Origin of the sequence: Halpernia frigidisoli (genome assembly GCF_900113805.1) — a bacterium.
Classification (GTDB): Bacteria; Bacteroidota; Bacteroidia; order Flavobacteriales; family Weeksellaceae; genus Halpernia; species Halpernia frigidisoli.
Genome location: NZ_FOQT01000002.1, coordinates 610,662 through 635,585 on the forward strand (window position 1 = coordinate 610,662; position 24,924 = coordinate 635,585).

At 34.2% G+C, this 24,924-nt stretch carries 38 protein-coding genes and 1 riboswitch; of the genes, 1 reads left to right on the forward strand and 37 read right to left on the reverse strand.

The window, feature by feature from the left end; genetic code table 11:
• Positions 1–16: 16 nt before the first annotated feature.
• From BM238_RS07890 to eno, 6 genes are all read right to left on the reverse strand, one after another.
• The gene (locus BM238_RS07890; RefSeq protein WP_090079645.1) at positions 17–1,210 is read right to left on the reverse strand and encodes a homoserine dehydrogenase; all 1,194 of its coding nucleotides are present in this window, start codon (positions 1,208–1,210) and stop codon (positions 17–19) included.
• 11 nt (positions 1,211–1,221) lie between these two features.
• On the reverse strand, positions 1,222–2,175 hold the full coding sequence (locus BM238_RS07895; RefSeq protein WP_090079646.1) for a homoserine O-acetyltransferase family protein: 954 nt from the start codon (positions 2,173–2,175) through the stop codon (positions 1,222–1,224).
• A 17-nt stretch (positions 2,176–2,192) separates the two neighbouring features.
• Positions 2,193–3,488 carry an O-acetylhomoserine aminocarboxypropyltransferase/cysteine synthase family protein gene (locus tag BM238_RS07900; protein WP_090079647.1) on the reverse strand — a complete coding sequence of 432 codons (1,296 nt, stop codon included), beginning with the start codon at positions 3,486–3,488 and terminating at the stop codon, positions 2,193–2,195.
• A gap of 136 nt (positions 3,489–3,624) precedes the next feature.
• A riboswitch (SAM riboswitch) is annotated at positions 3,625–3,730 on the reverse strand.
• A gap of 256 nt (positions 3,731–3,986) precedes the next feature.
• Positions 3,987–4,901 (reverse strand): dimethylarginine dimethylaminohydrolase family protein, encoded by a 915-nt coding sequence (locus BM238_RS07905; protein ID WP_090079648.1) that lies wholly within the window; start codon positions 4,899–4,901, stop codon positions 3,987–3,989.
• A gap of 510 nt (positions 4,902–5,411) precedes the next feature.
• The gene (locus BM238_RS07915; RefSeq protein ID WP_090079650.1) at positions 5,412–6,698 is read right to left on the reverse strand and encodes a citrate synthase; all 1,287 of its coding nucleotides are present in this window, start codon (positions 6,696–6,698) and stop codon (positions 5,412–5,414) included.
• An 83-nt stretch (positions 6,699–6,781) separates the two neighbouring features.
• The gene (gene eno, locus BM238_RS07920) at positions 6,782–8,074 is read right to left on the reverse strand and encodes a phosphopyruvate hydratase (protein ID WP_090079651.1); all 1,293 of its coding nucleotides are present in this window, start codon (positions 8,072–8,074) and stop codon (positions 6,782–6,784) included.
• A gap of 180 nt (positions 8,075–8,254) precedes the next feature.
• On the opposite strand from eno, the gene BM238_RS07925 reads away from it, so the two are divergent.
• On the forward strand, positions 8,255–8,617 hold the full coding sequence (locus BM238_RS07925) for a hypothetical protein (RefSeq protein ID WP_090079652.1): 363 nt from the start codon (positions 8,255–8,257) through the stop codon (positions 8,615–8,617).
• Between the two features lie 114 nt (positions 8,618–8,731).
• Here the strand turns inward: BM238_RS07925 and rplQ are convergent, their stop codons facing one another.
• From rplQ to BM238_RS08080, 31 genes are all read right to left on the reverse strand, one after another.
• Positions 8,732–9,295, reverse strand: a complete 564-nt coding sequence (gene rplQ, locus BM238_RS07930; protein WP_090079653.1) for a 50S ribosomal protein L17 — start codon at positions 9,293–9,295, stop codon at positions 8,732–8,734.
• A 6-nt stretch (positions 9,296–9,301) separates the two neighbouring features.
• Positions 9,302–10,297 (reverse strand): DNA-directed RNA polymerase subunit alpha, encoded by a 996-nt coding sequence (locus BM238_RS07935; RefSeq protein WP_090079654.1) that lies wholly within the window; start codon positions 10,295–10,297, stop codon positions 9,302–9,304.
• A gap of 28 nt (positions 10,298–10,325) precedes the next feature.
• A complete protein-coding gene (gene rpsD, locus BM238_RS07940; protein WP_090079655.1) occupies positions 10,326–10,934 on the reverse strand; it encodes a 30S ribosomal protein S4 in 609 nt (202 codons plus the stop codon).
• An 89-nt stretch (positions 10,935–11,023) separates the two neighbouring features.
• Complete coding sequence (rpsK, locus tag BM238_RS07945; protein ID WP_090079656.1) at positions 11,024–11,413, reverse strand: 30S ribosomal protein S11; 390 nt, start codon at positions 11,411–11,413, stop codon at positions 11,024–11,026.
• Between the two features lie 12 nt (positions 11,414–11,425).
• Entirely contained in the window at positions 11,426–11,803 is a 378-nt protein-coding gene (rpsM, locus tag BM238_RS07950) for a 30S ribosomal protein S13 (protein WP_090079657.1), read from the reverse strand.
• 3 nt (positions 11,804–11,806) lie between these two features.
• Positions 11,807–11,923 (reverse strand): 50S ribosomal protein L36, encoded by a 117-nt coding sequence (rpmJ, locus tag BM238_RS07955; protein ID WP_007839480.1) that lies wholly within the window; start codon positions 11,921–11,923, stop codon positions 11,807–11,809.
• Positions 11,924–12,061: 138 nt separating this feature from the next.
• Entirely contained in the window at positions 12,062–12,277 is a 216-nt protein-coding gene (gene infA / locus BM238_RS07960) for a translation initiation factor IF-1 (RefSeq protein WP_090079658.1), read from the reverse strand.
• A complete protein-coding gene (secY, locus tag BM238_RS07965) occupies positions 12,278–13,663 on the reverse strand; it encodes a preprotein translocase subunit SecY (protein WP_090079659.1) in 1,386 nt (461 codons plus the stop codon). It lies immediately after the preceding gene.
• Between the two features lie 58 nt (positions 13,664–13,721).
• Positions 13,722–14,168 carry a 50S ribosomal protein L15 gene (gene rplO, locus BM238_RS07970; RefSeq protein ID WP_090079660.1) on the reverse strand — a complete coding sequence of 149 codons (447 nt, stop codon included), beginning with the start codon at positions 14,166–14,168 and terminating at the stop codon, positions 13,722–13,724.
• A 107-nt stretch (positions 14,169–14,275) separates the two neighbouring features.
• Positions 14,276–14,452, reverse strand: a complete 177-nt coding sequence (gene rpmD / locus BM238_RS07975) for a 50S ribosomal protein L30 (RefSeq protein ID WP_090079661.1) — start codon at positions 14,450–14,452, stop codon at positions 14,276–14,278.
• A 10-nt stretch (positions 14,453–14,462) separates the two neighbouring features.
• Positions 14,463–14,984 carry a 30S ribosomal protein S5 gene (gene rpsE, locus BM238_RS07980; protein ID WP_090079662.1) on the reverse strand — a complete coding sequence of 174 codons (522 nt, stop codon included), beginning with the start codon at positions 14,982–14,984 and terminating at the stop codon, positions 14,463–14,465.
• Between the two features lie 12 nt (positions 14,985–14,996).
• The gene (rplR, locus tag BM238_RS07985) at positions 14,997–15,350 is read right to left on the reverse strand and encodes a 50S ribosomal protein L18 (protein ID WP_090079663.1); all 354 of its coding nucleotides are present in this window, start codon (positions 15,348–15,350) and stop codon (positions 14,997–14,999) included.
• A gap of 12 nt (positions 15,351–15,362) precedes the next feature.
• Positions 15,363–15,908, reverse strand: coding sequence for a 50S ribosomal protein L6 (rplF, locus tag BM238_RS07990; RefSeq protein WP_090079664.1), 546 nt, complete (start codon positions 15,906–15,908; stop codon positions 15,363–15,365).
• A gap of 17 nt (positions 15,909–15,925) precedes the next feature.
• Positions 15,926–16,324 carry a 30S ribosomal protein S8 gene (gene rpsH / locus BM238_RS07995; protein ID WP_090079665.1) on the reverse strand — a complete coding sequence of 133 codons (399 nt, stop codon included), beginning with the start codon at positions 16,322–16,324 and terminating at the stop codon, positions 15,926–15,928.
• An 87-nt stretch (positions 16,325–16,411) separates the two neighbouring features.
• Complete coding sequence (rpsN, locus tag BM238_RS08000; RefSeq protein ID WP_090079666.1) at positions 16,412–16,681, reverse strand: 30S ribosomal protein S14; 270 nt, start codon at positions 16,679–16,681, stop codon at positions 16,412–16,414.
• Positions 16,682–16,684: 3 nt separating this feature from the next.
• Positions 16,685–17,236 carry a 50S ribosomal protein L5 gene (gene rplE, locus BM238_RS08005; protein WP_090079667.1) on the reverse strand — a complete coding sequence of 184 codons (552 nt, stop codon included), beginning with the start codon at positions 17,234–17,236 and terminating at the stop codon, positions 16,685–16,687.
• Between the two features lie 11 nt (positions 17,237–17,247).
• A complete protein-coding gene (gene rplX, locus BM238_RS08010) occupies positions 17,248–17,577 on the reverse strand; it encodes a 50S ribosomal protein L24 (protein WP_090079668.1) in 330 nt (109 codons plus the stop codon).
• Between the two features lie 18 nt (positions 17,578–17,595).
• Positions 17,596–17,964, reverse strand: coding sequence for a 50S ribosomal protein L14 (gene rplN, locus BM238_RS08015; protein ID WP_090079669.1), 369 nt, complete (start codon positions 17,962–17,964; stop codon positions 17,596–17,598).
• Positions 17,964–18,221 carry a 30S ribosomal protein S17 gene (gene rpsQ, locus BM238_RS08020; protein WP_090079670.1) on the reverse strand — a complete coding sequence of 86 codons (258 nt, stop codon included), beginning with the start codon at positions 18,219–18,221 and terminating at the stop codon, positions 17,964–17,966. Before rpsQ ends, rplN begins: the two co-directional genes overlap by 1 nt.
• A 12-nt stretch (positions 18,222–18,233) precedes the next feature.
• The gene (gene rpmC / locus BM238_RS08025; protein ID WP_090079671.1) at positions 18,234–18,422 is read right to left on the reverse strand and encodes a 50S ribosomal protein L29; all 189 of its coding nucleotides are present in this window, start codon (positions 18,420–18,422) and stop codon (positions 18,234–18,236) included.
• A gap of 11 nt (positions 18,423–18,433) precedes the next feature.
• Entirely contained in the window at positions 18,434–18,859 is a 426-nt protein-coding gene (gene rplP, locus BM238_RS08030) for a 50S ribosomal protein L16 (protein WP_090079672.1), read from the reverse strand.
• Between the two features lie 80 nt (positions 18,860–18,939).
• On the reverse strand, positions 18,940–19,692 hold the full coding sequence (rpsC, locus tag BM238_RS08035) for a 30S ribosomal protein S3 (RefSeq protein ID WP_090079673.1): 753 nt from the start codon (positions 19,690–19,692) through the stop codon (positions 18,940–18,942).
• 7 nt (positions 19,693–19,699) lie between these two features.
• Complete coding sequence (gene rplV, locus BM238_RS08040) at positions 19,700–20,104, reverse strand: 50S ribosomal protein L22 (protein ID WP_090079674.1); 405 nt, start codon at positions 20,102–20,104, stop codon at positions 19,700–19,702.
• Positions 20,104–20,382: a 30S ribosomal protein S19 gene (rpsS, locus tag BM238_RS08045; RefSeq protein ID WP_090079675.1), complete on the reverse strand. Its 279-nt coding sequence runs from the start codon at positions 20,380–20,382 to the stop codon at positions 20,104–20,106. The genes rplV and rpsS overlap by 1 nt, the downstream gene beginning before the upstream one ends.
• Before the next feature lie 2 nt (positions 20,383–20,384).
• Positions 20,385–21,206: a 50S ribosomal protein L2 gene (rplB, locus tag BM238_RS08050; RefSeq protein WP_090079676.1), complete on the reverse strand. Its 822-nt coding sequence runs from the start codon at positions 21,204–21,206 to the stop codon at positions 20,385–20,387.
• A gap of 14 nt (positions 21,207–21,220) precedes the next feature.
• Positions 21,221–21,511: a 50S ribosomal protein L23 gene (rplW, locus tag BM238_RS08055; protein WP_090079677.1), complete on the reverse strand. Its 291-nt coding sequence runs from the start codon at positions 21,509–21,511 to the stop codon at positions 21,221–21,223.
• 3 nt (positions 21,512–21,514) lie between these two features.
• The gene (gene rplD, locus BM238_RS08060) at positions 21,515–22,144 is read right to left on the reverse strand and encodes a 50S ribosomal protein L4 (RefSeq protein WP_090079678.1); all 630 of its coding nucleotides are present in this window, start codon (positions 22,142–22,144) and stop codon (positions 21,515–21,517) included.
• Positions 22,135–22,761: a 50S ribosomal protein L3 gene (gene rplC, locus BM238_RS08065; RefSeq protein WP_090079679.1), complete on the reverse strand. Its 627-nt coding sequence runs from the start codon at positions 22,759–22,761 to the stop codon at positions 22,135–22,137. The genes rplD and rplC overlap by 10 nt, the downstream gene beginning before the upstream one ends.
• 235 nt (positions 22,762–22,996) lie before the next feature.
• Positions 22,997–23,833, reverse strand: coding sequence for a GLPGLI family protein (locus BM238_RS08070; protein ID WP_090079680.1), 837 nt, complete (start codon positions 23,831–23,833; stop codon positions 22,997–22,999).
• A gap of 4 nt (positions 23,834–23,837) precedes the next feature.
• The gene (locus BM238_RS08075) at positions 23,838–24,548 is read right to left on the reverse strand and encodes a GLPGLI family protein (protein WP_090079681.1); all 711 of its coding nucleotides are present in this window, start codon (positions 24,546–24,548) and stop codon (positions 23,838–23,840) included.
• 52 nt (positions 24,549–24,600) lie between these two features.
• On the reverse strand, positions 24,601–24,918 hold the full coding sequence (locus BM238_RS08080; RefSeq protein WP_143093368.1) for a hypothetical protein: 318 nt from the start codon (positions 24,916–24,918) through the stop codon (positions 24,601–24,603).
• Positions 24,919–24,924: the final 6 nt, after the last annotated feature.

The window sequence follows — 24,924 nt, forward strand, 5'->3', positions numbered from 1 at the left end:
ACAAAATTTAAATATTTTAGCACAAATCAATCAAAACAAAAGAAATATCATCAGGATTTTCAGTTGAAATTTTCTTCAAATTTTTAAATGAAACTTTTCCGACGAAATAGGCTTCTTCTTTATTGCCATAAAATTCTTCAATTTCCTCAAAATCATTTTTAAAATAGTCGCTTTTTTCTACGGAATGTCTAAAAAGAACTTTCAGATGAAAATCTTCTGTCAAGCAAAAATCCTCATTCTGCTGAATTTTTTTATATTCATATCGATAATCATAACCCAAAGCAGAAATATCAGATAAAACCGCACTCGCCGTGGGGAAAGAACCTGCACCACGACCGGAAAAAAACTGTTTATCTGCAAAAGCAGTCTGAACTTTTACGCCATTAAAAACATCATTTACATTTGAAAAAGAACTGTTCGCGGAAATAAATTTTGGGATTACCAAAGTAATTATTTCCTTTTCGTTTTTCTTATGCGCATAAACGAGTAATTTTATTTGCAGGTTTTTTTCTTTTGCATAAGCCAGTTCTAAACTTGATAAATTCTGAATTCCGACGTTGAAAACATCTTTTGGTTCAGTAATGATCCCGAAAGAATGTGCCAATAAAATCTGTAATTTCGAGCGCGCATCAAAACCGCCCGTGTCTAAAATTGGATTGCTTTCGGCATAACCTTTTTCCTGCGCTTCCTTTAAAGCATCGGGAAAACTCATGTTTTCTTCGAAAATTTTCGTCAAGATATAATTGGTTGATCCGTTCACAATTCCCTCAATAGATTGTAAAAAATCATTATTATAATATTCTTCCAAATTTCTAATAATCGGAATACTACCGCAAACAGAGGCTTCATAAAGAAAAGAAACATTATGTTTTTTTTGAAGATCATAAATTTCCTGAAAATGTTCCGCGATCATTTTTTTATTTGCAGAAACCACAGATTTTCCTTTTTCCATCGCAATTTTTACGATTTCAAAAGCGGCTTCAGAATCATCAATTAATTCAACGACCGTATTGATTTCATCAACATTTAAAATATCAAACTTATCATAAGTGAAATGTTCCGCTGAAATATTCCTTATTTTTTCCGGATGTTTTACTACGATTTTTTTTATGCTTGCGTCCAGATTTTTGGCTTGATGAAGCACTTCATACAAACCGCTTCCAACTACGCCGTAACCGAATAATCCTATAATTAATTTTTTCTTACTCATTTTTTATTTTTCTAATCTTCAACTTTTAATTCTATAAAATAATTTTTTAAAACAGTTAAAATTTGTTTTGTTTCCAATAAAAAACCATCGTGTCCGTATAAAGATTTAATGATTTCTAACTTAGAATTTTTTATATTTTTTGCTAAATATTCCTGCTCAGAAATCGGAAAAAGAATGTCACTTTCAATTCCGATTACTAATGTTTTTGCCGTGATTTTAGACAAAGCATTTTCAATGGAAATCCTATTTCTGCCGAGATTATTACTGTCCATTGATTTTGATAAGATCCAATAACTTTCCTTGGTAAATCTTTTTCTTAATTTTTCACCCTGGTATTTTTGATAAGTGGCCGCACGAAAATTTTCTAATTTTTCTTCATTATCTTCCTGCGTTTTATCGAAAGTTTCATAATTTCTATAAGACAGTAATGCAATTGCACGCGCTGCTTCGATGCCATTTTCGCCAGAATTTAATGCCATTCTTTGCGCTTCGTTAAAAGCAATTCCCCACGGCGAATGTTTCGCATTTGTAGCAATTACCGTCAGATTACTTATAAAATCCGGGTTTGTAACTGCCCATTCCAAAGCCTGCATTCCGCCGAGTGAACCGCCAATCAAAAAATCAATACTTGAAATATTTAAAAAATCTGCTAATTTCTGATGCATTTCTATCATATCCCGAATCGAAATAAGCGGTAGTTTTTCTTCAGATTTGAAAGAAGTACCATAACATGAACCTAAAATATTAGCGCAAACAATGGTGTATTTATCTGAATTAAATAAATCATTTTCCCCAAATAAGCCATTCCACCAATCTTCAACATCTGAGTTTGCCGTTAAAGCATGACAAACCCAAACCACTTTTTTTGAAGGTGAAAAATCCCCAAAAACCTGGTAAGCAATATTTATATCAGAGATTTCTGAACCAGATTCTAAAGTAAAATCTTCTGTTTTAAAATGTTTCAAATCTTTTTTTTATTTATTTAAAGAGAAGCAAAACCTTTATTAATGTCATCTAAAATATCAGCAATATGCTCAATTCCGACACTCAAACGAACTTGTCCGGGTTTAATTCCCGCTTTTAACTGTTCTTCTTCAGAAAGTTGTTCGTGCGTTGTTGATGCTGGATTAATAATTAAAGTTTTGGAATCGCCCACATTTGCCACGTGACTGATCAGTTCTAAACTGTTAATAAATTTGATGGCAGATTCTTTTCCACCTTTTATCTCAAAACTAAGAACACCACCAAAACCGTTCTTAAAATATTTTTTAGCATTTTCATGATCCGGAAAACTTGGTAAGCCTGGATATAAAACCTTTTCTACTTGCGGATGATTTTCCAAATATTCTGCTATTTTTTGGGTATTTTCAACAGTTCTTTCTACACGAAGAGACAATGTTTCTAAACCTTGAATCAGTAAAAAAGAATTGAAAGGTGAAATCGCCGGACCAAAATCGCGAAGTCCTTCTACTCTGGCTTTTATGATGAACGCGATATTTCCGAAAGGACCATTTACGCCAAAAACATCAGAAAAAACCAAACCGTGGTAACTTTCAGAAGGCTCAGAAAACTGTGGGAATTTTCCCGTTCCCCAATCGAAATTCCCACCATCTACGATAATTCCGCCGATTGAAGTTCCATGACCGCCGATCCATTTTGTGGCAGATTCTACCACGATATTTGCACCATGCTTTAAAGGTTGAAAAATAAATCCGCCTGCGCCAAAAGTATTATCGACAATTAACGGCAAATTATGTTTTTTCGCGACTTCTGCGATTGCTTCAAAATCCGCTACATTTAAACTTGGATTCCCAATAGTTTCAAGATAAATGGCTTTTGTATTTTCGTTGATCTGTTCTTCAAAATCTGCGGGATTATCATCTTTCGCAAAACGACATTCGATCCCTAGTTTTTTAAAGGAAACTTTGAACTGATTGTAACTTCCACCATACAAATACGGTGAACTAACAAAATTATCACCGTTTTGAAGAATATTTGTTATTGCTAAAAATTGTGCAGCGTGTCCGGAAGCCGTTGCCAAAGCAGCAACACCGCCATGAAGCGCAGCAACTCTTTTTTCAAAAACATCCGTTGTAGGATTCATCAAACGAGTATAAATATTCCCAAATTCTTTTAAACCAAAAAGGTTCGCGGCATGATCTGCATCGTTGAAAGTATAACATGCAGTTTGATAAAGCGGAACGGCTCTGGAATTTGTCGTTGAATCTACGGTTTGACCGGCGTGAAGTTGTAAAGTTTCAAATCTTAAATTGCTCATATTTTAAATATTTTTATTTTAAATTTTTTGCAACTTATCCTTTGAAAAGTTTTACCGTTAGAGCATAAAAAAAACTCTTTCGATAAAATCAAAAGAGTTTAATATAAATATTGTGATATTTTATATTTCTGTTTCTGACTTATCTTGCCCGCTAATGCGAGTTGAATGTAGCACCTTATTTATTTCTAAACAGGTTGCTAAAGTTTCATCGGGTCAATTCCCTCCACTTTTCTGAATAAGTTGCGATGTTTTAAAGAACGTAATTTCTTCTGCAAAGATAGAAATGTTTTTTTATTCTGCAAATTTTAAAAAATAATTCTCACAGATTTTGTAGATAACGCAGATTTTCAAAATATAATTTTCTAAATTTTCCAAATTATATTGGCACTTGATTTTGCTCAAAAGTTGCGCCCCGACCTGAGTGGAGCTCTTTTTTGTGGAGCGCAGCGGAACAAAAAAAGCGGGAACGGAGGGCGGAAAAAGGCGCCCAAAAAAAAACTATTCTCTCACCAAAGGCAATGTAGAACAGCGTAAAAGCCCGCCCATCTTAGAAATTTCGCGGTAAGGAATTTCTTCTACGGTCATTCCCCACTCATTTCTTAGGTGGTCATTTAATCTTTTAAAACTTTTATCTGAGACAATTACTTCGTTTGAAATGGAGAAAATATTAGGAAACATCTCAAACATTTCTTCGTCTGTAACATGAAAACAGTTTTCTTCCCCAAAAATATCAATGATCAACTGGTAGTCACTCTCATCAACAAAACCATTCTTATAAATGATGCATTTATCTTTACCAACAGGGTTAAAAGTGCAGTCTAAATGTAAAATGCCAACGAAGGGATCCTGGTCATTTTTTTTCAGTTCAAAATCTAAAATTCTTTTTTTTGGAAAATATTCTTTTAAAATTTCAATAGCATATTGATTGGTTCTGGCTGTTTTAAAATTACGGTAATCTTCGCTGTAACACGTTCCGATGAATATAAAATCATTCCAGACTATAACGTCGCCGCCTTCTATATGCGCAGTTTCCGGAAGATTGATGATATCGCGCCATTTTACTTTTTCAAAAATTTTTCTGTAGGCTTCCTGTTCGTCCGCACGGTCGTGAATGACGTTTGAAATGATCATTTTGTCCTCTATCACGAAAGCTACATCTCTGGCAAAAACCTGATTATAATCGTGAATTACATTTGGACGAAAAACTTCTACATCATATTTTTTTAAAATATTCTCAAAAGCGGTCATTTCCGAAGTAATGTCAGTTTCGCTTGGGTAATTGCCGTTTTCAAGGGTGTTATATGATTTTGCATCGTAACTTTGGGCTAAAGTTGGGGTTCCACCCATTGAAGTTGGTTGTCCCAAAACCACAGACCTTAATTTCCCGGTTTCGTTTTTAATGTTGAGTTTCATGTTTAGATTCTTATAATTTTAAAGGTCAAATTTTATCGATAAAGTTTTTTAATATGATTTTACAAAAAATCTCAAAGCGATTTTATTAGTTGACAATTACACAAATATAAGTAAAAGAAGCAAGAAGAAAAAAACAAGAATGATAATCCAAAATTTTACTTAGACTAAAATTTTATAATTTTTTTAAAAATCTTTTTCTCGCTAATTAGCTCAAAATTGCACAATGGTTTGAAAGAAAAATATTATAAAAATGAAATATAGTTGAATTTATAAAATGATCTACTTTTACGCAAAATCTGCGCCCCGGCTTGAGTGGAACTCTTTTTGGCATTGCGGTATTTACCTATACTTTTAATAAAAAATCTTCGACAGCAATGGCAAAAAAGTCGGAACGGAAGACGGAAATGTGCGCCAAAATCAAATTACATAACATTTAAAAATGCTAAAAAATTGAAAAAAAAAATCCCTTTTAAAAATTTTAAAAGGGATTTTTATAATATTTTAAGATAATTATCTTTGATTCATTTCCATGTAATCACGTGGTGTTGCACCTTGGTAAACCTGACGCGGACGCCCGATTGGATCATTGTGTAAACGCATTTCTTTCCATTGAGAAATCCAGCCTGGAAGTCTACCTAAAGCGAACATTACGGTAAACATTTCTGTAGGGATTCCTAATGCGCGGTAAATAATTCCGGAATAAAAATCAACATTTGGATAAAGTTTTCTTTCGATGAAATATTCATCTTCCAACGCCACTTTTTCCAGTTGTCTTGCAATATCCAAAGCTTTGTCTTCAATTCCTAAAGCCTCAAAAATATCATCAGCTGCTTTTTTAATGATTTTTGCTCTTGGATCAAAGTTTTTATAAACCCTGTGTCCGAAGCCCATTAAACGGAAGTTATCTTCCTTATTTTTGGCTTTATCAACATATTTTGCAACATCGCCTCCATCTTTTTCGATCATTTCCAACATTTCGATAACTGCCTGATTTGCGCCACCATGAAGTGGGCCCCAAAGTGCGCCGATACCGGCAGAAACAGAAGCGAATAAGCCTGTGTGCGCAGAACCAACCATTCTCACAGTTGATGTAGAGCAGTTTTGCTCATGATCTGCGTGAAGAATTAATAATTTATCTAACGCATTTACAACGGTAGGATCAAGTTCAAACTCTTTGTTTGGAACACGGAAAACCATTTTGTAAAAGTTTTCTACGTAATTTAAGCTGTTGTCACCATGGTTAATTGGTAAACCCATTTTCTTTCTATAAGTCCAGGCACAAAGATGGGAGAATTTCGCAATAAGCATTTCTGCTGCGTGATCCAGATCTTCTTTTGAACTTACATCTACAGATTTAGGATTAAATGCCGTTAAAGCGGACGTTAAGGAAGACAAAACACCCATTGGATGCGCTGATCTTGGAAAAACATCTACCAACCTTTTCATCTCATCTGCAACGAAATTATATTTTTTAATGCCGTTTTCAAAAGTACTAAACTGGTCTTTATTAGGTAAATTTCCGTGTAACAACAAATACATCACTTCAGAAAAATTTGATTTTTCTGCGATTTGCTCAATTGGGTAACCGCGGTAGAATAATTCACCTTTGTCACCGTCTAAATAAGTGATCTCACTAATTGTAGCTCCTGTATTTTTGTAACCTAAATCTAAAGTAATTAAACCGGTTTGATCTCTTAATTTCGAAATATCAATACCTCGATCTCCCAAAGTGCTTTCCACAATAGGATATTCGAATGATTTTCCGTCGTAATTAAGTGTAACTTTATTATCTGACATATAATTTAAATATTTTTATAAATTTAAGTAAAAATGAATTATTAAACAAAATTGAGACAATGATTATCGATGATTTTTATCAATTATCGTGTTATCTTAAATGCATTAAGTCCCGGAAATACCGCTGTATCGCCCAATGCTTCTTCAATTCTCAATAATTGATTGTATTTTGCCATACGATCTGAACGGGAAGCTGAACCGGTTTTAATTTGGCCGCAATTCATTGCTACGGCAAGATCTGCAATTGTAGAATCTTCAGTTTCACCTGATCTGTGTGACATTACTGTCGTGTATTTATTATTTTGAGCCATTTGAACGGCTGCCATTGTTTCTGATAAAGTCCCAATTTGGTTTACTTTAATTAAGATAGAATTAGCAGTTTCATTTTTAATTCCTTTCGCCAGAATTTCTGTATTGGTTACAAATAAATCGTCACCAACGATCTGCACAGTTTTTCCTAAACGATCTGTTAATAATTTCCAACCTTCCCAATCGTTTTCATCCATTCCGTCTTCAATAGAAATGATTGGATATTTTGAGGCTAGTTCTGCTAAATAATCAACTTGCTCTGCACTTGTTCTGACAGCTCCATTTTCCCCTTCAAATTTTCTGTAATCGTATTTTCCATCTACATAAAATTCCGATGCCGCAGAATCTAAAGCGAACATAATATCGTCGCCGGCTTTGTAACCAGCATTTGCGATTGCCTGCGTTAGAGTATCCAAAGCGTCTTCCGTTCCTTCAAATGTTGGCGCAAAACCACCTTCATCGCCAACTGCAGTCGATAAACCTCTCTTTTTTAAGATTGCTTTTAACTCATGAAAAATCTCCGTTCCCTTTTGCAAAGCGTGAGAAAATGAATCTGCTTTCACAGGCATTACCATAAATTCCTGAAAAGCAATAGGCGCGTCAGAATGTGAACCGCCATTAATAACGTTCATCATTGGAACTGGAAGTGTATTTGCATTTACACCACCAATATATTTATACAAAGGAATTTTTAAATCTAAAGCCGCTGCTTTCGCAACTGCCAAGGAAACACCCAAAATAGCATTTGCTCCAAGATTGGCTTTATTAGGAGTTCCGTCTAATTCGATCATTAATTTATCAATGTAATTTTGCTCAAAAACAGAAATTCCAATTATTTCTGGAGCGATAATTTCTCGTACATTTTCTACGGCTTTCAAAACGCCTTTTCCTCCGAATTCTTTTGCATTATCCCGCAATTCTACGGCTTCATGTTCGCCGGTGGAAGCACCAGATGGAACAGCAGCTCTTCCCATAGAACCGTTTTCGGTAAAAACATCTACTTCTATGGTTGGATTTCCGCGGGAATCTAAAATTTGACGTGCTTCAATGTAAGAAATGTAACTCATGATTTAATATTGATTAATCGATTTATAAATTATATGAATAACAAATTTACGGAAAATTTGGGGGAAATTAAAAATATGTCATTTAAAACCGTCGCATTAACCCAACAATATTTAAGATTAAATAGATTGAGACAACACTAATTAGTAATAATATATTAACTTTAACGTAAATAAAACATTATGAAAAAAACGCTTTTAGTTGCTTCGATTCTTGGATTAAGTTTAATCGCCTGTAAAAAAGAAAATAACAGTACAACTCCAGCTGCTGACCCAGAATTGAATTCTTTAAAAATGGATGAAAGTAGAAGCTATACTTATCTGGCGTCAAATAGCGACCGCGTAAATCTTAGTTTTCAAAATGCAGGAGGTAGCCATACTATTACTATTAAAGCAAATAATATGAAATATGTATTAGACAAAAAAGATGGTGATCAGGATTCTGAAGTGTATGAAAGAAATGGCGTGCAGGCGAAAATAAAGAAAGACTCATTAATTATCACGCAGGATGATAATGTGATACCTTTAGTTCTAGAGAAATATTAATTGAAAATTTCTCAATTATTTAGATAAAGTAATTACTAGATATTAAACTTTTAACAAAAAAAATCCGTCCCAAATAAAAAGGGACGGATTTTATATTTAAAAATCTTTTGGAATTTATTCCGCAGATTTTTCTTCTGTTGTTGTATCTGCTTCAGGAGCTTTTACTTCTTCTACTTCAGCAACTGGTGCTTCAGTTTCTTCAGTTTTAGCTTCTACTTTTGCATCAGCAAGAATTGCAACTGGCTCAACTTTTTTAGCTTTTGAAGTTGCTCTACTTCTTCTGGTAGTTTTCTTCTCAGCCTCGTTAGGATTATAGATGTCGTTGAAATCAACTAATTCTATCATCGCCATATCTGCCGCATCACCTAATCTGAAACCAGTTTTGATGATTCTTGTATAACCTCCAGGTCTGTCAGCAATTTTCGGTGCTACAGTTTTGAAAAGTTCTGTAACTGATTCTTTACTTTGTAGGTAAGAGAAAACTGTACGTCTGTTGTGCGTTGTGTCATCTTTACTTTTAGTAAGAATTGGTTCAATATATACTCTCAAAGCTTTCGCTTTTGCTACTGTTGTATTAATTCTTTTATGCTCAATAAGAGAACAAGCCATATTAGAAAGCATTGCGCTTCTGTGCGAAGTAGTTCTTCCTAAATGATTAAATTTTTTACCGTGTCTCATTGTTATTTATTTATCTGCGTCTAATTTATATTTTGCTACGTCAAAGCCAAAATTTAGACCTTTCGCGTGCACTAATTCTTCAAGTTCTGTCAGAGATTTTTTACCAAAATTTCTGAATTTCATTAAATCTGATTTACTGTAAGAAACAAGTTCACCTAGTGTTTCTACTTCCGCTGCTTTCAAACAATTTAAAGCTCTTACGGAAAGATCCATATCGGCTAATTTTGATTTTAAAAGCTGACGTGTGTGAAGTGTTTCTTCGTCATATTGAATGGATGCTTTCACTGCTTCTGTTTCCAAAGTAATTCTCTCATCGGAGAATAACATGAAATGATAAATTAATATTTTGGAAGCTTCAGTTAAAGCATTTTGAGGTGAGATGGAACCATCAGTCTCAATATCAAGTATAAGTTTTTCGTAATCAGTTTTTTGCTCTACACGGTAATTTTCTACACTGTACTGCACTTTTTTGATAGGAGTAAAAATTGAGTCGATCGCGATCGTTCCAAGAGCTGCATTCGCTGCTTTGTTTTGATCTGATGGCACATAACCTCTACCTTTTTCTATATTAAAAGTAATCTCAAAAGTAACATCTTTGGTAAGATTACAGATCACTAAATCTGGGTTTAATATTTCAAAACCGTTAATTGATGAACCTAAATCACCTGCTGTAATCACCTCTTTACCAGTAATTTTTGCAGTTACCTGCTCAGCTGAAGCATTTTCAGAAGTAGCTTTCAATCTTAATTGCTTAAGATTTAATACAATTTCTGTAACGTCTTCTATTACACCTTTGATAGTTGAAAATTCGTGCTCTACACCTTCTATTTTAATAGAAGAAATAGCATATCCTTCAAGAGAAGAAAGCAATACTCTTCTCAAAGCATTACCGATCGTAAGACCAAAACCGGATTCTAAGGGTCTGAATTCAAACTGTCCTTTAAAATCATCCGATTTGATTAGTATTACTTTGTCGGGTTTTATAAAAGTTAAAATTGCCATATTATTGGGTTGAGCAAAAATTTGATTATTATTTAGAGTAAAGTTCGACGATCAACTGTTCTTTGATGTCTTCAGGAATCTGAATTCTTTCAGGTGCTGAAGTAAAAGTACCAGTTTTAGTCTCGTCATTGAACTGTAACCACTCATAATTAGATTTGTAAGCCAATGAATCAGCAATAACTTCCAAAGATTTAGATTTCTCTCTGATAGCGATTTGATCACCTGCTTTTAAAGAATAAGAAGGAATATTTACTAGTTCTCCATTCACAGTGATGTGACGGTGAGAAACCAATTGTCTTGCTCCAGCTCTTGTTTTACCAAAACCTAATCTGTAAACTACATTATCAAGTCTAGACTCACAAAGCTGTAACAATACATCACCTGTGATCCCTTTACTGCTTTGCGCTTTCACGAAAAGGTTAGAGAATTGTCTTTCTAAGATACCGTAAGTATATTTAGCTTTTTGCTTCTCCATCAACTGAATTGCGTACTCAGATTTTTTAGCACCTCTTCTTCTGTTTGGGCCGTGAACTCCTGGTGGTTGATTTTTTCTTTTTTCGAAGCTTTTATCATCTCCGTAGATCGCAGCGCCAAATTTACGGGCGATTTTTGTTTTTGGTCCTATATATCTTGCCATTATTTTTAAGATTTTAGATTTAAAATTTTAGATTTAAAATAAATGTTTCCATTTAAAGCTTTAAATTCTATAATTTAAAATTCTTTAGATTATACTCTTCTTCTTTTTGGAGGTCTACATCCGTTGTGTGGCATTGGCGTAACGTCAATGATTTCACTTACTTCAATTCCTGAATTGTGAATAGTTCTGATTGCAGATTCTCTACCTGCACCAGGTCCTTTCACATAAACCTTTACTCTTCTAAGACCCAAATCATGGGCAACTTGTGAGCAATTTTCTGCAGCCATTTGTGCTGCGAAGGGAGTATTCTTTTTAGAACCTCTAAATCCCATTTTACCAGCAGAAGCCCAAGAAATAACTTCTCCTGCTTTATTGGTCAAAGAAATAATAATATTGTTGAAGGTCGCCTGGATATGAGCCTCGCCGATTGCTTCAACTTTTACTTTTCTCTTTTTTGTAACTTTAGTCTGTTTTGCCATAATTCTTACCGATTATTTACTTGCTTTCTTTTTGTTAGCAACAGTTTTTCTCTTTCCTTTTCGGGTTCTAGAATTATTTTTTGTTCTTTGTCCTCTTAAAGGTAATCCTAGTCTGTGACGTATTCCTCGTTGGCAACCAATATCCATCAATCGCTTGATGTTTAATTGTGTTTCAGAACGCAATTCACCTTCAACTTTTATGTTTTCAGTGATATAGTTTCTGATCAATGCCAATTCGTCGTCATTCCATTCGTTGACTTTCTTGTCTTCGCTGATCCCAGCATTTTTCAAGATTTGGGCTGATGTACTTCTACCTACTCCGAAGATGTAAGTAAGACCTATTACGCCTCTTTTGTTTTTAGGTAAATCAATACCGGAAATTCTCGCCATAATTTAGCCTTGTCTTTGTTTAAATTTTGGGTTTTTCTTGTTGATCACGAAAAGAACACCTTTACGGCGAACTATTTTGCAATCAGCACTTCTTTTTTTAATAGATGCTCTAACTTTCATTTAATAATGATTTTAATTTTGCAACGGTTAAATGAGTTCTTATGGATTCATTCCCATTTTGTTTAAATTTCAAACAAACTTTAATCTTACGATTATAGTCTGTTCGCTTTTATAATAACTTTCAGAAAAAATCTGAAATTAGTATCTGAATGTAATTCTACCTTTAGATAAATCATAAGGGGAAAGCTCCAAACGAACTTTATCCCCAGGTAAAAGTTTAATGTAATGCATTCTCATTTTACCGGAAATGTGAGCTATTAAAATATGCCCGTTTTCCAGCTCTACACGAAACTGTGCGTTTGAGAGTGCTTCGGTAATTAAACCGTCTTGTTCTATGTGTTTCTGTTTAGCCATTTAAATATTATTGGACGTTCTTGATAATTTTGATTGCATCAAGCCGTCATAATGGTGATTTAAAAGATAAGTATTGATCTGTTGTACAGTATCTAAAACCACCCCTACCATGATTAGAAGCGAGGTACCACCAAAAAATAGAGCGAATCCATCTGTTGAAACTAAAGTACCGTGCACTATCGCGGGAAGGATTGCAAAAATAGCTAAAAATATTGAACCGGGCAAGGTTATTTTTGATAAAATACTATCCAGATAATCTGAGGTTTCTTTACCGGGTCTAACCTTTGGTACAAGACCACCATTTCGCTTCAAATCATCAGCCATTTGATTTACAGGAATTGTAATCGCTGTATAAAAAAATGTAAATATGATGATCAATAGTGCAAAAAGAATATTGTACTGCCAGGAAAAAACATTTTTAAATCCTGCTAAAAACGTATTGGTTGAATCGATACCCGTTAATAAACCTGGAACAAACATTAAAGCCTGAGCAAAGATAATTGGCATTACACCAGCTGCGTTAACTTTTAAAGGAATCCACTGTCTTGCGCCTTCCATTAAATTTCTGTTTACGCCGCCTCTTGCCTGTGCTCTACTAACATATTGAATCGGTATTTTTCTTACAGCTACTGATAAAATAATAGCGAGCATGATAACCACGAGCCAAAAAATGACCTCTATCAAAATCATAATAGCGCCAGATCCACCAGTACTTGTTTTTGTAGTAAATTCCTGAATAAAAGCAGAAGGTAAATTTGCTAAAATACCCACCATAATTAAAATAGAAATACCATTACCAATACCTTTGTCCGTAATTTTCTCACCTAACCACATCGCAAATACTGAACCTGCAACCAAAATAATAACACTTGGCAGCCAGAACAATATGATTGAATTAGGATCAACCAAATAAGCAGATGCAAATTGTGTTGTTGGTAAAAATACTTTTGTAATACTTGTAAGATACGACGGTGCCTGCACAAGACAAACCCCAATCGTTAACCATCTCGTGATCTGGTTAAGCGTATTTCTACCGCTTTCGCCGTCTTTTTGTAATTTCTGCAAATAAGGAATAGCCATTCCCATAAGTTGTACGATAATAGAAGCGGATATGTAAGGCATAATTCCTAACGCCATCACAGACGCGCGACTAAATGCACCACCTGTAAAAGAGGAAAGCAAACCTAAAAGACCTGCGCCCTGTTTGCTTCCACCTTGACTTTGATATTTATCTAAAAGGCTACCTACCTCTGCCATATTAATAGCAGGCAAAGAAATATAAGAAGCGAATCTATACACCAGAATTAATCCCAAGGTAAGAAGAATTTTATCTCTTAATTCTTTAAGACTCCAGATGTTTTTTATTGTTTGTATAAATTCTTTCATTTGATATTTGTCAATATTTTTTTAAGGCAAATTTAATCTTGCGATTTCATTGTAAATATTATAGAGTAACTACTGTACCGCCAGCTTTAGAAATAGCTTCTTCAGCAGATTTTGTGAATTTGTGAGCCGTAACTGATAAACCAGCCGTAAGATCTCCTCTTCCCATAATCTTTACGATTTCACTTTTTTTAGCTAAACCGTGCTGAACTAAAACATCGTGAGTAATCTCTGTGATGCTGTTCGTGTCTGCTAATATCTGAAGTGTATCGATATTAATTCCTCTATATTCCTTTCTGTTGATATTGGTAAAACCAAATTTTGGCAACCTTCTTTGAATTGGCATCTGCCCACCTTCAAAACCGATTTTTCTGGAGTAACCAGATCTTGATTTTTGTCCTTTATGACCTTTTGCAGAAGTACCACCTTTACCACTTCCCTGGCCACGGCCAAGTCTTTTTGAGTTGTGGGTAGAACCACTTGCAGGTCTTATTGTATTTAAGTTCATTTCTTTATAGATGTTAGATATAAAATGTTAGAAATCAGAAAAAAAAATTAAAAAATCCCGAAGGGTAATTAATATTCGTATCTAATTTCTAACTTCTTAATTTAAAATTATTTAGTTACTTCCAATAGATGACTAACTGCATTTACCATCCCTAAGATAGCTGGTGAGTCGTCATGTTCTACCACTTGGTGAAGTTTTTTTAAGCCTAAAGCTTCAAGCGTTCTCTTTTGAGTTTTGGTTCTACCAATAGCGCTTCTTACTTGTTTAATTTGAATTTTAGCCATTGTTTTAATATTAACCGTTAAACACTTTATCTAATGAAATACCTCTCATTCTTGCAATCTCTTCTGGTTTTCTCACCTGCAATAATGCTTTGAAAGTTGCCTTTACTACATTTTGAGGATTAGAAGATCCTTTAGATTTTGAAAGAATATCATGGATACCTGCACTTTCTAAAACCACACGTACTGCACCGCCAGCAATAACACCGGTACCCGCAGAAGCTGGTCTCAAGAAAATATGAGCTCCACCAAATCTTGCTTCAGTCTGATGAGGAATAGTGCTGTTAATAACAGGAACTTTTACCAAATTTTTCTTTGCATCTTCAACGCCTTTTGCGATAGCAGAAGCAACTTCTTTAGATTTACCTGAACCAAAACCAATGATACCATCACTATTTCCAACAACTACTACTGCTGAAAAACCGAATGCTCTACCACCTTTGGTCACTTTTGTAACTCTATTTACTGATACCAAACGATCAGCTAATTCTAGGCCTCCTGGTTTTACTCTTTCTATATTGTCAAATCCTAACATAATTCTTTAATTTTAAAATTTCAAACCACCTTCTCTTGCACCGTCTGCTAAAGCTTTCACTCTACCGTGGTACACGAAACCATTTCTATCAAACACTATATTTTCTATACCTGCGGCTTTTGCTTTTTCAGCAATTTTTTTACCAACTGCGGCAGAAATTTCCGTTTTTGTTCCTTTTACGTCTACGCCCTTCTCTCTGGAAGAGGCAGATGCCAAAGTTTTCCCGTCTAAATCATCTACTAATTGTGCGTAGATTTCTTTATTACTTTTATAAACAGACAATCTCGGTAAAGATGCAGATCCTGAAATCTTACCTCTTACTCTATTTTTAATTCTGTTTCTTTTCTGAGTTTTTGTTAATGCCATTTTCTTTAAATTTTATGCAGATTTACCGGCTTTTCTTCTTACTATCTCACCTACGAATCTTACACCTTTTCCTTTGTATGGCTCAGGTTTTCTGAAAGATCTGATCTTTGCAGCAACCATTCCTAAAAGTTGGTTATCATAAGAATTTAAAGTAATGATCGGGTTTTTCCCTTTCTCAGTCAATGTTTCTACGCTAACTTCCGATGGAAGATTTAGCACGATACCGTGTGAAAAGCCTAAAGACAAATCTAAACGGTTACCCGTATTAGAAGCTCTATAACCTACACCTACCAATTCTAATTTTTTAGTGAAACCTTCTGCAGTTCCAATAATCATATTGTTTACCAACGCTCTGTAAAGACCGTGTAATGCTTTATGTGACTTAGATTCTGAAGGACGCGTCATTGTGATGACACCATCTTCTTGTTCTAAGATAATACCTTCCGTAAGAGTCTGATGAAGTTCTCCTTTGGGACCTTTAACTGTTACTACGTTATCTTTAACGCTAACTGTAACACCGGCAGGAATTTGTATAATGGATTTACCAATTCTAGACATTTCTTCCTTTTTTACAATTAATAAACATAGCAAATTACTTCACCACCTAATTTTTCTTTACGGGCTTTTTTGTCCGTCATCAAACCATGAGAGGTAGAGATGATCGCAACACCAAGACCGTTCAATACTCTAGGAAGATCTTGCGATCCTTTGTATTGTCTAAGACCTGGTCTTGAAGCTCTCTGAATAGACTTGATAGTCCCTTTAGTTGTTTGCTTGTCATATTTAAGGGCGATTTTGATATTCCCTTGAACAGCGCTTTCTTCAAACTTGTAGTTTAAGATATAACCTTGTTCAAATAAGATTCTCGTAATCTCCTTTTTAATTTTCGATGCAGGAATATCCACCACTTTGTGGCCTGCGCTTTGTGCGTTCCTTACTCTAGTTAGGAAATCTGAAATTGGATCTGTTACCATTTCTTCATTTTAAATTATTGGTTTATGATGAGCAGTATTTAATAAGTTTATCTTAAAAAACTTTCTCACCTCGATTTTTCTAAATTATTACCAACTGGCTTTTTTCACTCCCGGGATAAGACCTTTGTTAGCCATTTCTCTAAATGTTACTCTAGATAAGCCGAAAGTTCTCATGTATCCTCTTGGTCTTCCAGTTAATTTACATCTGTTGTGTAATCTTACTGGTGAAGCATCTTTTGGCAATTTTTGAAGTCCTTCAAAATCACCTGCTGCTTTTAGAGCTTTTCTCTTTTCAGCATATTTTGCTACAGTAGCCTCTCTTTTGCGCTCACGCGCTTTCATTGATTCTTTTGCCATTTCTTAGTTCTTTTTAAAAGGTAATCCGAAATGAGCAAGTAAAGATTTTGCTTCTTTATCGGTTTTAGCTGAAGTTACAAAAGTAATATCCATACCTTGTATTTTCTTTACTTTGTCAATTGCTATCTCTGGGAAAATGATTTGCTCAGTAATACCAAGATTGTAGTTTCCTCTACCATCAAAACCAGCGGCTTTAATACCAGAAAAATCTCTAATACGTGGTAAAGCAGAAGAAGTTAATCTGTCTAAAAACTCATACATTTTATGAGATCTTAAAGTAACTCTTGCGCCAACGGGCATTCCTTTTCTTAATTTAAAAGCAGCCTCATCTTTCTTAGAGATTGTACCAACCGCTTTTTGACCTGTAATCTGTGTCATTTCTTCTACAGCGTAATCTACAATTTTCTTGTCTGCAGTTGCTTCTCCCAAACCTTGAGAAAGACAGATTTTAAGTAATTTAGGAACTTCCATTATGGATTTGTACCCAAATTCTTCCATCATTGCAGGAACAATTTTTTCGTTATAGTTTAGCTTTGGTCTTGCTATATATTCCATCTTCTTAATTATTATAAAGTGTTACCAGATGATTTTGAAATTCTTACTTTCTTGTCACCATCCATTTTGTAACCTACTTTAGTTCCTTTATTATCTTTAGGATCAATTAGCATTACATTAGAAATATGTACAGAAGCCTCTTTTTCAACAATTCCTCCTTGTGGGTTTCCAGCAGAAGGTTTTGTGTGTCTTTTCACGATATTTAAACCAGCAACAATTACTCTAGCGTCTTTGTTTTCTTTTCTAATCACTTCGATAACCTCACCTGTTTTACCTTTGATTTCTTTTCTTCCGGTGGTGATGATTACGTTATCGCCTCTTTTGATTTTTAACTTTGTCATTTTTTTTAAATTTAAAATTTATAAAACCTCCGGGGCTAATGAAATGATCTTCATATATTCTTTATCACGTAATTCTCTGGCAACTGGGCCAAAAACACGTGTTCCTCTCATTTCTCCTGTCGTGTTAAGAAGTACACAAGCATTATCATCAAATTTGATGTAAGACCCGTCTTTTCTTCTTACCGCTTTTTTAGTACGGATAACAACGGCTTTAGAAACCTGTCCTTTTTTTGCAGTTCCTGATGGTGAAGAATCTTTAATTGTTACTACAATTTTGTCACCTACGGAAGCATATCTTCTTCTGGTACCACCCAAAACTCTGATTACCAATACTTCTTTTGCACCAGTGTTATCAGCTACTTTTAATCTTGATTCTGTTTGTAACATTATTTAGCTTTTTCAATGATTCTTACTAATCTCCATCTTTTACTCTTACTTAAAGGTCTTGTTTCAGTAATTTCTACTGTATCACCTTCGTTGCACTCATTATTTTCATCATGAGCTGTATATTTTTTCGTTTTTAAAACGAACTTTCCATACATAGGATGCTTTACTCTGGTTGTTTCACTTACAACAATGGTCTTTTCCATTTTATTGCTGGAAACTACTCCGATTCTTTCTTTTCTTAAATTTCTATCCATGATAAAATGAAATTCTTATTGTTGTTTTAGTGTTAATTCTGTTTCCAATCTTGCGATTGTTCTTCTCAAATCTTTGATTTGAATTGGGTTTTCAACAGGACTGATTGCATGAGTAATTTTAAGTTTATTAAAATCAGTTCTTAATTCAGTCAGTTTATTTTGAATATCCCCTGCGCTTAAATTTTTGATGTCAGCTTTTTTCATTTCTTTTAAGATTATTGAGGTTTAACAAAATCATTCGCTACTACAAATCTTGTAGTTACGGGAAGTTTCTGAGCAGCAAGACGCAAAGCCTCTTTAGCCACATCATAAGGAACACCTCCTACTTCGAACATTATTTTACCAGGTTTCACTACAGATACCCAATATTCCACAGCACCTTTACCTTTACCCATCCTTACTTCGGCTGGTTTTTTAGTAATTGGCTTGTCTGGAAATATTTTGATCCAAAGTTGACCCTCTCTTTTCATATATCTTGTTGCAGCAATACGCGCCGCTTCAATTTGTCTTGCAGTAACCCAAGCGCCTTCGTTCGCTTTAATACCGAAAGTTCCATAAGCAAGTTGATTCCCTCTTTGGGCAATCCCCTTCATCTTCATCTTATGAACTTTTCGGAACTTGGTTCTTTTTGGTTGTAACATAATTTAAATTTTAGATTGAATTTTAGATTTGAATTTTAAAAAAGTAACGGTCGTTTAAAATTGTGGCCTAAAATTTTTAATTATTTTTTATCTCTTGATGGTCTTCTGTCAGGTCTATCACCTCTTTCTCTGCGGTCATTATCTCTTGGTCCTCTATCAGAAGGTCCGCCTTTTTTCTGCTGACCAACTAATGGTGTAAGATCTCTTTTACCATAAACCTCTCCTTTCATGATCCATACTTTCACACCTAACTTCCCGTAAGTAGTATTTGCTTCAGCAATGTGATAATCAATATCTGCTCTAAATGTTGATAAAGGAATTCTACCTTCTTTAAAGTTCTCAGATCTTGCCATTTCCGCACCGTTCAATCTGCCGGAAATTTGTACTTTAATACCTTCTGCACCCATTCTCATAGTACTTGCAATTGACATTTTAACAGCTCTTCTGTAAGAAATTCTATTTTCAATTTGTTTTGCAATACTATCAGCAACAAGGATTGCATCAAGTTCTGGTCTTTTGATCTCAAAAATATTGATCTGAATATCTTTCCCAGTTAATTTTTTTAATTCTTCTTTCAATTTATCTACTTCAGAACCACCTTTCCCGATAATTAAACCTGGTCTCGCAGTAGTAATAGTAACTGTAACAAGTTTTAATGTTCTTTCAATATAAATTTTAGAAATTCCACCTTTAGACAATCTTGCCTCAAGGTATCTTCTGATTTTATAGTCTTCTGCGATTCTGTCTCCATAATCTTTCCCACCATACCAGTTAGAGTCCCATCCTTTGATGATTCCTAATCTATTGCCAATTGGATTTGTTTTCTGTCCCATAACTAGATTATTGATTTACTGTTTTATCACCTAAAATTAAGGTAATGTGGTTAGATCTCTTTCTGATTCTGTGTCCTCTACCTTGTGGTGCAGGGCGTAATCTTTTCAATTGTCTCGCGCTATCAACCATAATTTCTTTCACAACAAGGTTTGCTGCTTCAATATCCTGTCCTTCGTTCTTAGATTGCCAGTTGGCCATCGCAGAAAGTAAAACTTTTTCTAATTTAATAGAAGCACCTTTCTTAGAAAATTTTAAGATAGATAATGCTCTTGCAACTTCAACACCTCTGATGATGTCTGCAACTAATCGCATTTTTCTTGGGGAAGAAGGGCAATCATTATATAACGATTTTGCCACATCTTGGTTTGCTATTTTACGTGCTAAAGCACTTTCTCTTTTTCTTGATCCCATTATCTGCTTCCTTTATTTTTGTTACCACCGTGACCTCTAAAAGATCTCGTAGGGGAAAATTCTCCCAATTTATGGCCAACCATATTTTCAGTAACATAAACAGGGATAAAAGATTTCCCGTTGTGTACTGCGAAAGTTTGACCTACAAAGTCTGGAGATATCATAGATGCTCGAGACCAAGTTTTTATAACCGTCTTTTTATTAGACTCTTTGTTTGCTTCGACCTTATTTACTAATGTATAGTGAATGAAAGGTCCTTTTTTAAGTGATCTAGACATAATTATTTTCTTTTAGATAAAATGTGACGGTTAGACGCTTTATTTTTAGTTCTAGTTTTGTAACCTTTAGCCGGCATACCGTTTCTAGATCTTGGGTGTCCACCAGAAGATTTACCTTCACCACCACCCATTGGGTGATCGACAGGGTTCATTACTACTGGTCTGGTTCTAGGTCTTCTACCCAACCATCTGCTTCTACCTGCTTTACCAGATACTGTCAACTGATGATCACCGTTTGAAACCGAACCTACCATTGCGATACATTCTACCAAAATCATTCTAGATTCACCAGAAGGCAATTTTACGATAGCATATTTTCCATCTCTGGAAGTCAATTGTGCGGATGAACCTGCACTTCTTGCCATAATAGCACCTTGTCCTGGTCTTAATTCAATACAAGAAATTGTTGTTCCCAAAGGAATATTTTTCAATTTCATAGCGTTCCCCACTTCTGGTTCCACTGTTTCTCCTGAAACTACTGTTTGATTTATTTTGATACCGTGTGGAGCGATGATATATCTCTTCTCTCCGTCAGCATATTCTAATAAAGCGATAAATGCAGTTCTGTTTGGATCGTATTCCACAGATTTTACCGTTGCTTCAACATCGAATTTATTTCTTTTGAAGTCGATAATTCTGTATTTTCTTTTGTGTCCACCTCCGGTGTAACGCATGGTCATTTTACCAGTATTGTTACGACCACCTGATTTACTTAGACCAACTGTTAGAGATTTCTCTGGTTTGTTGGTAGTAATTTCCTCAAAGTTGTTTACAACTCTGAATCTCTGTCCCGGGGTGATAGGTTTTAATTTTCTAACAGACATTACGATTGTTTATTTTAGTTAGTTGCAAAAATGTCAATAACTTCTCCTCCTGCAAGGGAAACTACTGCTTTTTTCAATTTGTTGGTTTTCCCAACTTGTAATCCTTTTTTAGTGTTTTTCGAAGAAACTTTTGGCGCATAAATCATTGTGCGAACGTCAGTTACTTTTACACCGTACATTGCTTCTACTGCTTTTCTAATCTGGATTTTATTCGCCTTAGGTTGAACTAAGAAAGAATAAGCACCTCTTAAATCCTGCAAGTAATTCGCTTTTTCCGAAATAATTGGTTTAATGATAATCGACATGATTTATTTCTTTAAGTTTTCTTGAAATTTCTCTATTGCACCTTCTAAGAAAATTACTTCACCTGCATGAACAATATCGTAAGAACTAATTTCATTGTAGTTCATCACTTTTGTTTTAGGTAAATTTCTTGAAGATAAGTACACATTTTTATTTGCTTCCGGAAGAATAAATAATGCTTTTTTACCAGTGAATTCTAAAGCCGCAAGCAACTTGATAAAATCTTTGGTTTTTGGCGCATCAAATGATAAATCTTCTAAAACTGAAATGCTGTTTTCTCTCATTTTCTGAGAAAGAACTGATTTCTTAGCCAATCTTTTAAGTGCTTTATTTAATTTAAATCTATAATCTCTTGGTTTTGGACCGAAAATGCGACCACCACCTCTAAAAATTGGAGATTTAATATCACCGTATCTAGCAGATCCTGAACCTTTTTGTTTCTTAAGTTTCTTAGTAGATCCTGTTATTTCACTTCTTTCTTTAGACTTGCTTGTCCCTTGACGCTGAGCGGCAAGATATTGCTTCACTTCTAAGTAAACCGCGTGTTGGTTTGGTTCGATACCGAAAACAGCATCATCAAACGTTACTTTTCTCCCGGTTTCTTTTCCTGATGTATTTAATACTACTAATTCCATTTTCTAATAATTACATAAGAATTTTTTGCTCCCGGAATCGCGCCTTTTACTACTAAAAGGTTTTGCTCTTCGTCTACTTTTAACACTTGAAGATTTTGAACAGTAACTTTGTCACCACCCATTCTTCCTGCCATTCTCATTCCTTTAAATACTCTTGAAGGATCTGAACCTGCACCGATAGAACCTGGAGCTCTTAATCTGTTGTGCTGTCCGTGAGTTGCTTGCATTACACCTCCAAAGTTGTGTCTTTTCACAACACCCTGAAAGCCTTTTCCTTTTGAAGTTCCAGTTACATCAACAAATTCACCTTCAGCAAATAAGTTTACTTTCACTTCATCTCCAACGCTTAAGTTTTTTACAAACTCGTGATAGAATTCTACCAACTTCGCTTTTGGAGCAGACCCAGCCTTTTTAAAATGGCCGAGTAACGCTTTACCAACGTTCTTTTCACTCTTGTCATCGAAACCTAGTTGTGCACTAACATACCCATCTTTTTCTTTGGTTCTGACCTGTAAAACCGAGCAAGGACCTGCTTGAATAACGGTGCACGGCATATTTTTGCCGTTTGCGTCAAACAGAGAAGTCATCCCGATTTTTTTTCCAATAATACCTGACATTGTTTATATATATCTATTTATATTCTGGTTGTCTCACTTAAGTTTCCGTAGTTTCTATGTTTGAAATAGGCACACTTCTTCTTAAATTGAGTGTGCAAATGTAAGAATATATTTTTAATTGACAATGAGACAATTAAAAAAAATTGCGAAATAATTCTTTTAAAGGATGAAAAAAAAACATCCTCCAAATGAAAATGCTTTTTTCAAAAAAATAATAGAGTATTTATTTCAATATCTACCTTACCCATATATCAGTTTTATCTAAAGGATTATTATGAAGCTTCATCCAATTCCATAATTCATTGTTTAAAAATTTATAAGATTCCACAGCATTAAATTTTACACCGTTAATAATTGAAGTTCCTGAAATTCCATCGATCGCATCTTCTTGTCGAGATTTTGCACTAGGATCCCGGATGTAATTTTTTTTAATGTCTATTAACTTATTTAATGTTTTAATTGTCACAATTTTACTCGGTAACTCAAATGTTGACTTTTTTTTCAAAATTGACTTACTACTGATAAAATAATCCCCATCATCGCTTGAAATCTGTAGAATTAAACCTGGCAAACCTTGAAATAAAAACGGACCATCTTGAATTGGAATATCATTTGTAAACCAGGCTTCCCAAATTCTACCTCCGTAAAATAATTTTGCTGCAGTACAGTTATAGTTATTAATTATTTTACTGGACTTTTGAATTTCCCATTTACCGTTAAAAGAATTAGGATAACTAAAATATTCACCATTAAATCTTTCTATCACTTGATCTTTTTTATCTAAATAGTTTTTGACAATAATTTCGTTGAAAGATTGAGATGGTAATATACTTCTTAAATAATTTTTATTGGCTTCGTTGGCAATATTAATTTTTTGATAAAGAGAATCAGATATAACTTTTGCGTAGCTATAAAACACAGAATTATTCTTATCTATCTCGAGAGCCATCAGTTCCTTTTCTTTTTTAGGATTGTTTTTGATCGGATTGTAAGAAATTTCATATATTACCTGCAACCCCTGACAATGCATAAAAGAAGCACTTAAAATAAATATAAATATGTACAGTTTCATTTTATTAATTTAAATCAAACACTTCTAATCTACTAGAAAAATCTGTGTGAATATGACTGTTGGATTCCTTTTCAATTTTTTCTTTAGTTGAATAATACAAATTTTTAGCTTCTGATATTAGCGAGTCTAAATTTTTTGCACTACTAATATTTAATTGCGTATGAATTTTTCCCTTAAAATCCGAAATTGAAGTAGCAGTAATTTCCAATTTACCAGAATCTTCTTTTAATTCTAAAATTAAACCTGGAAGATTAGCAAATTTACGAGGACCATCTGGTATCTTTAAATCTTTAGAAAAAAAAGCAGTATAACTCCTACCTCTAAATTCAGTTTTCGCCTGAAAACAGTTATAATTTAATATTGTTTTTGTTTTAGAATAATCTATTTTCCAATCAAATTTTAAAGACTCTTTTAAAATTTTTTTAGTAACGTACGATATATTTGACTCTGAATAAACAGAATCTTTTTTGAAATCTTTAAAAAATTCTTCTCTGGATTCAATCATTTCACCCACCATCTCATCTCTATCATTGAAGTGCGCCGTACCAGGTTTTATATCTTTAGTATAGTTAATATACAGGGAACTTTCATTCGAATAAAATAATTCACTTTGGAATTTAGTCCCTTCATTATTTGTTGTGTATTTAACGTCAAGCCCACTTTGTGAAAAAACTACGATATTTGAAAATATTGACAATAGTAATAATAATTTCATTTGTCTTTTATTAAAATTATAAGGGCTAAATAATAGCCCTTATAATTGTTATTTATGCTCCTTGTCCTGGTGTTGGTGGTGGGGTAATTTCAGCAATTGCCATTTTTCTCGCAGCATCTTTTGCTTCACCACAGGTTGCAGCTTCAGCACAATACTGATTTCCATTAGCAAGAACGCACCATTGACACTCGTCCTTCACTACTGTTTTTTCTACTAGAGACGTTGTGCTATTTTTAACTTCTGCTGTTTTTGCACTCATCATTCCAGCAACTCCAAAGGCTGCTAATAAAATAAATCTTTTCATAATAAATAATATTTGTTGGTTAATAAGTGCTAAATTAAAATTAAAATTAAAATTAAAATTATGCAAGTTCTT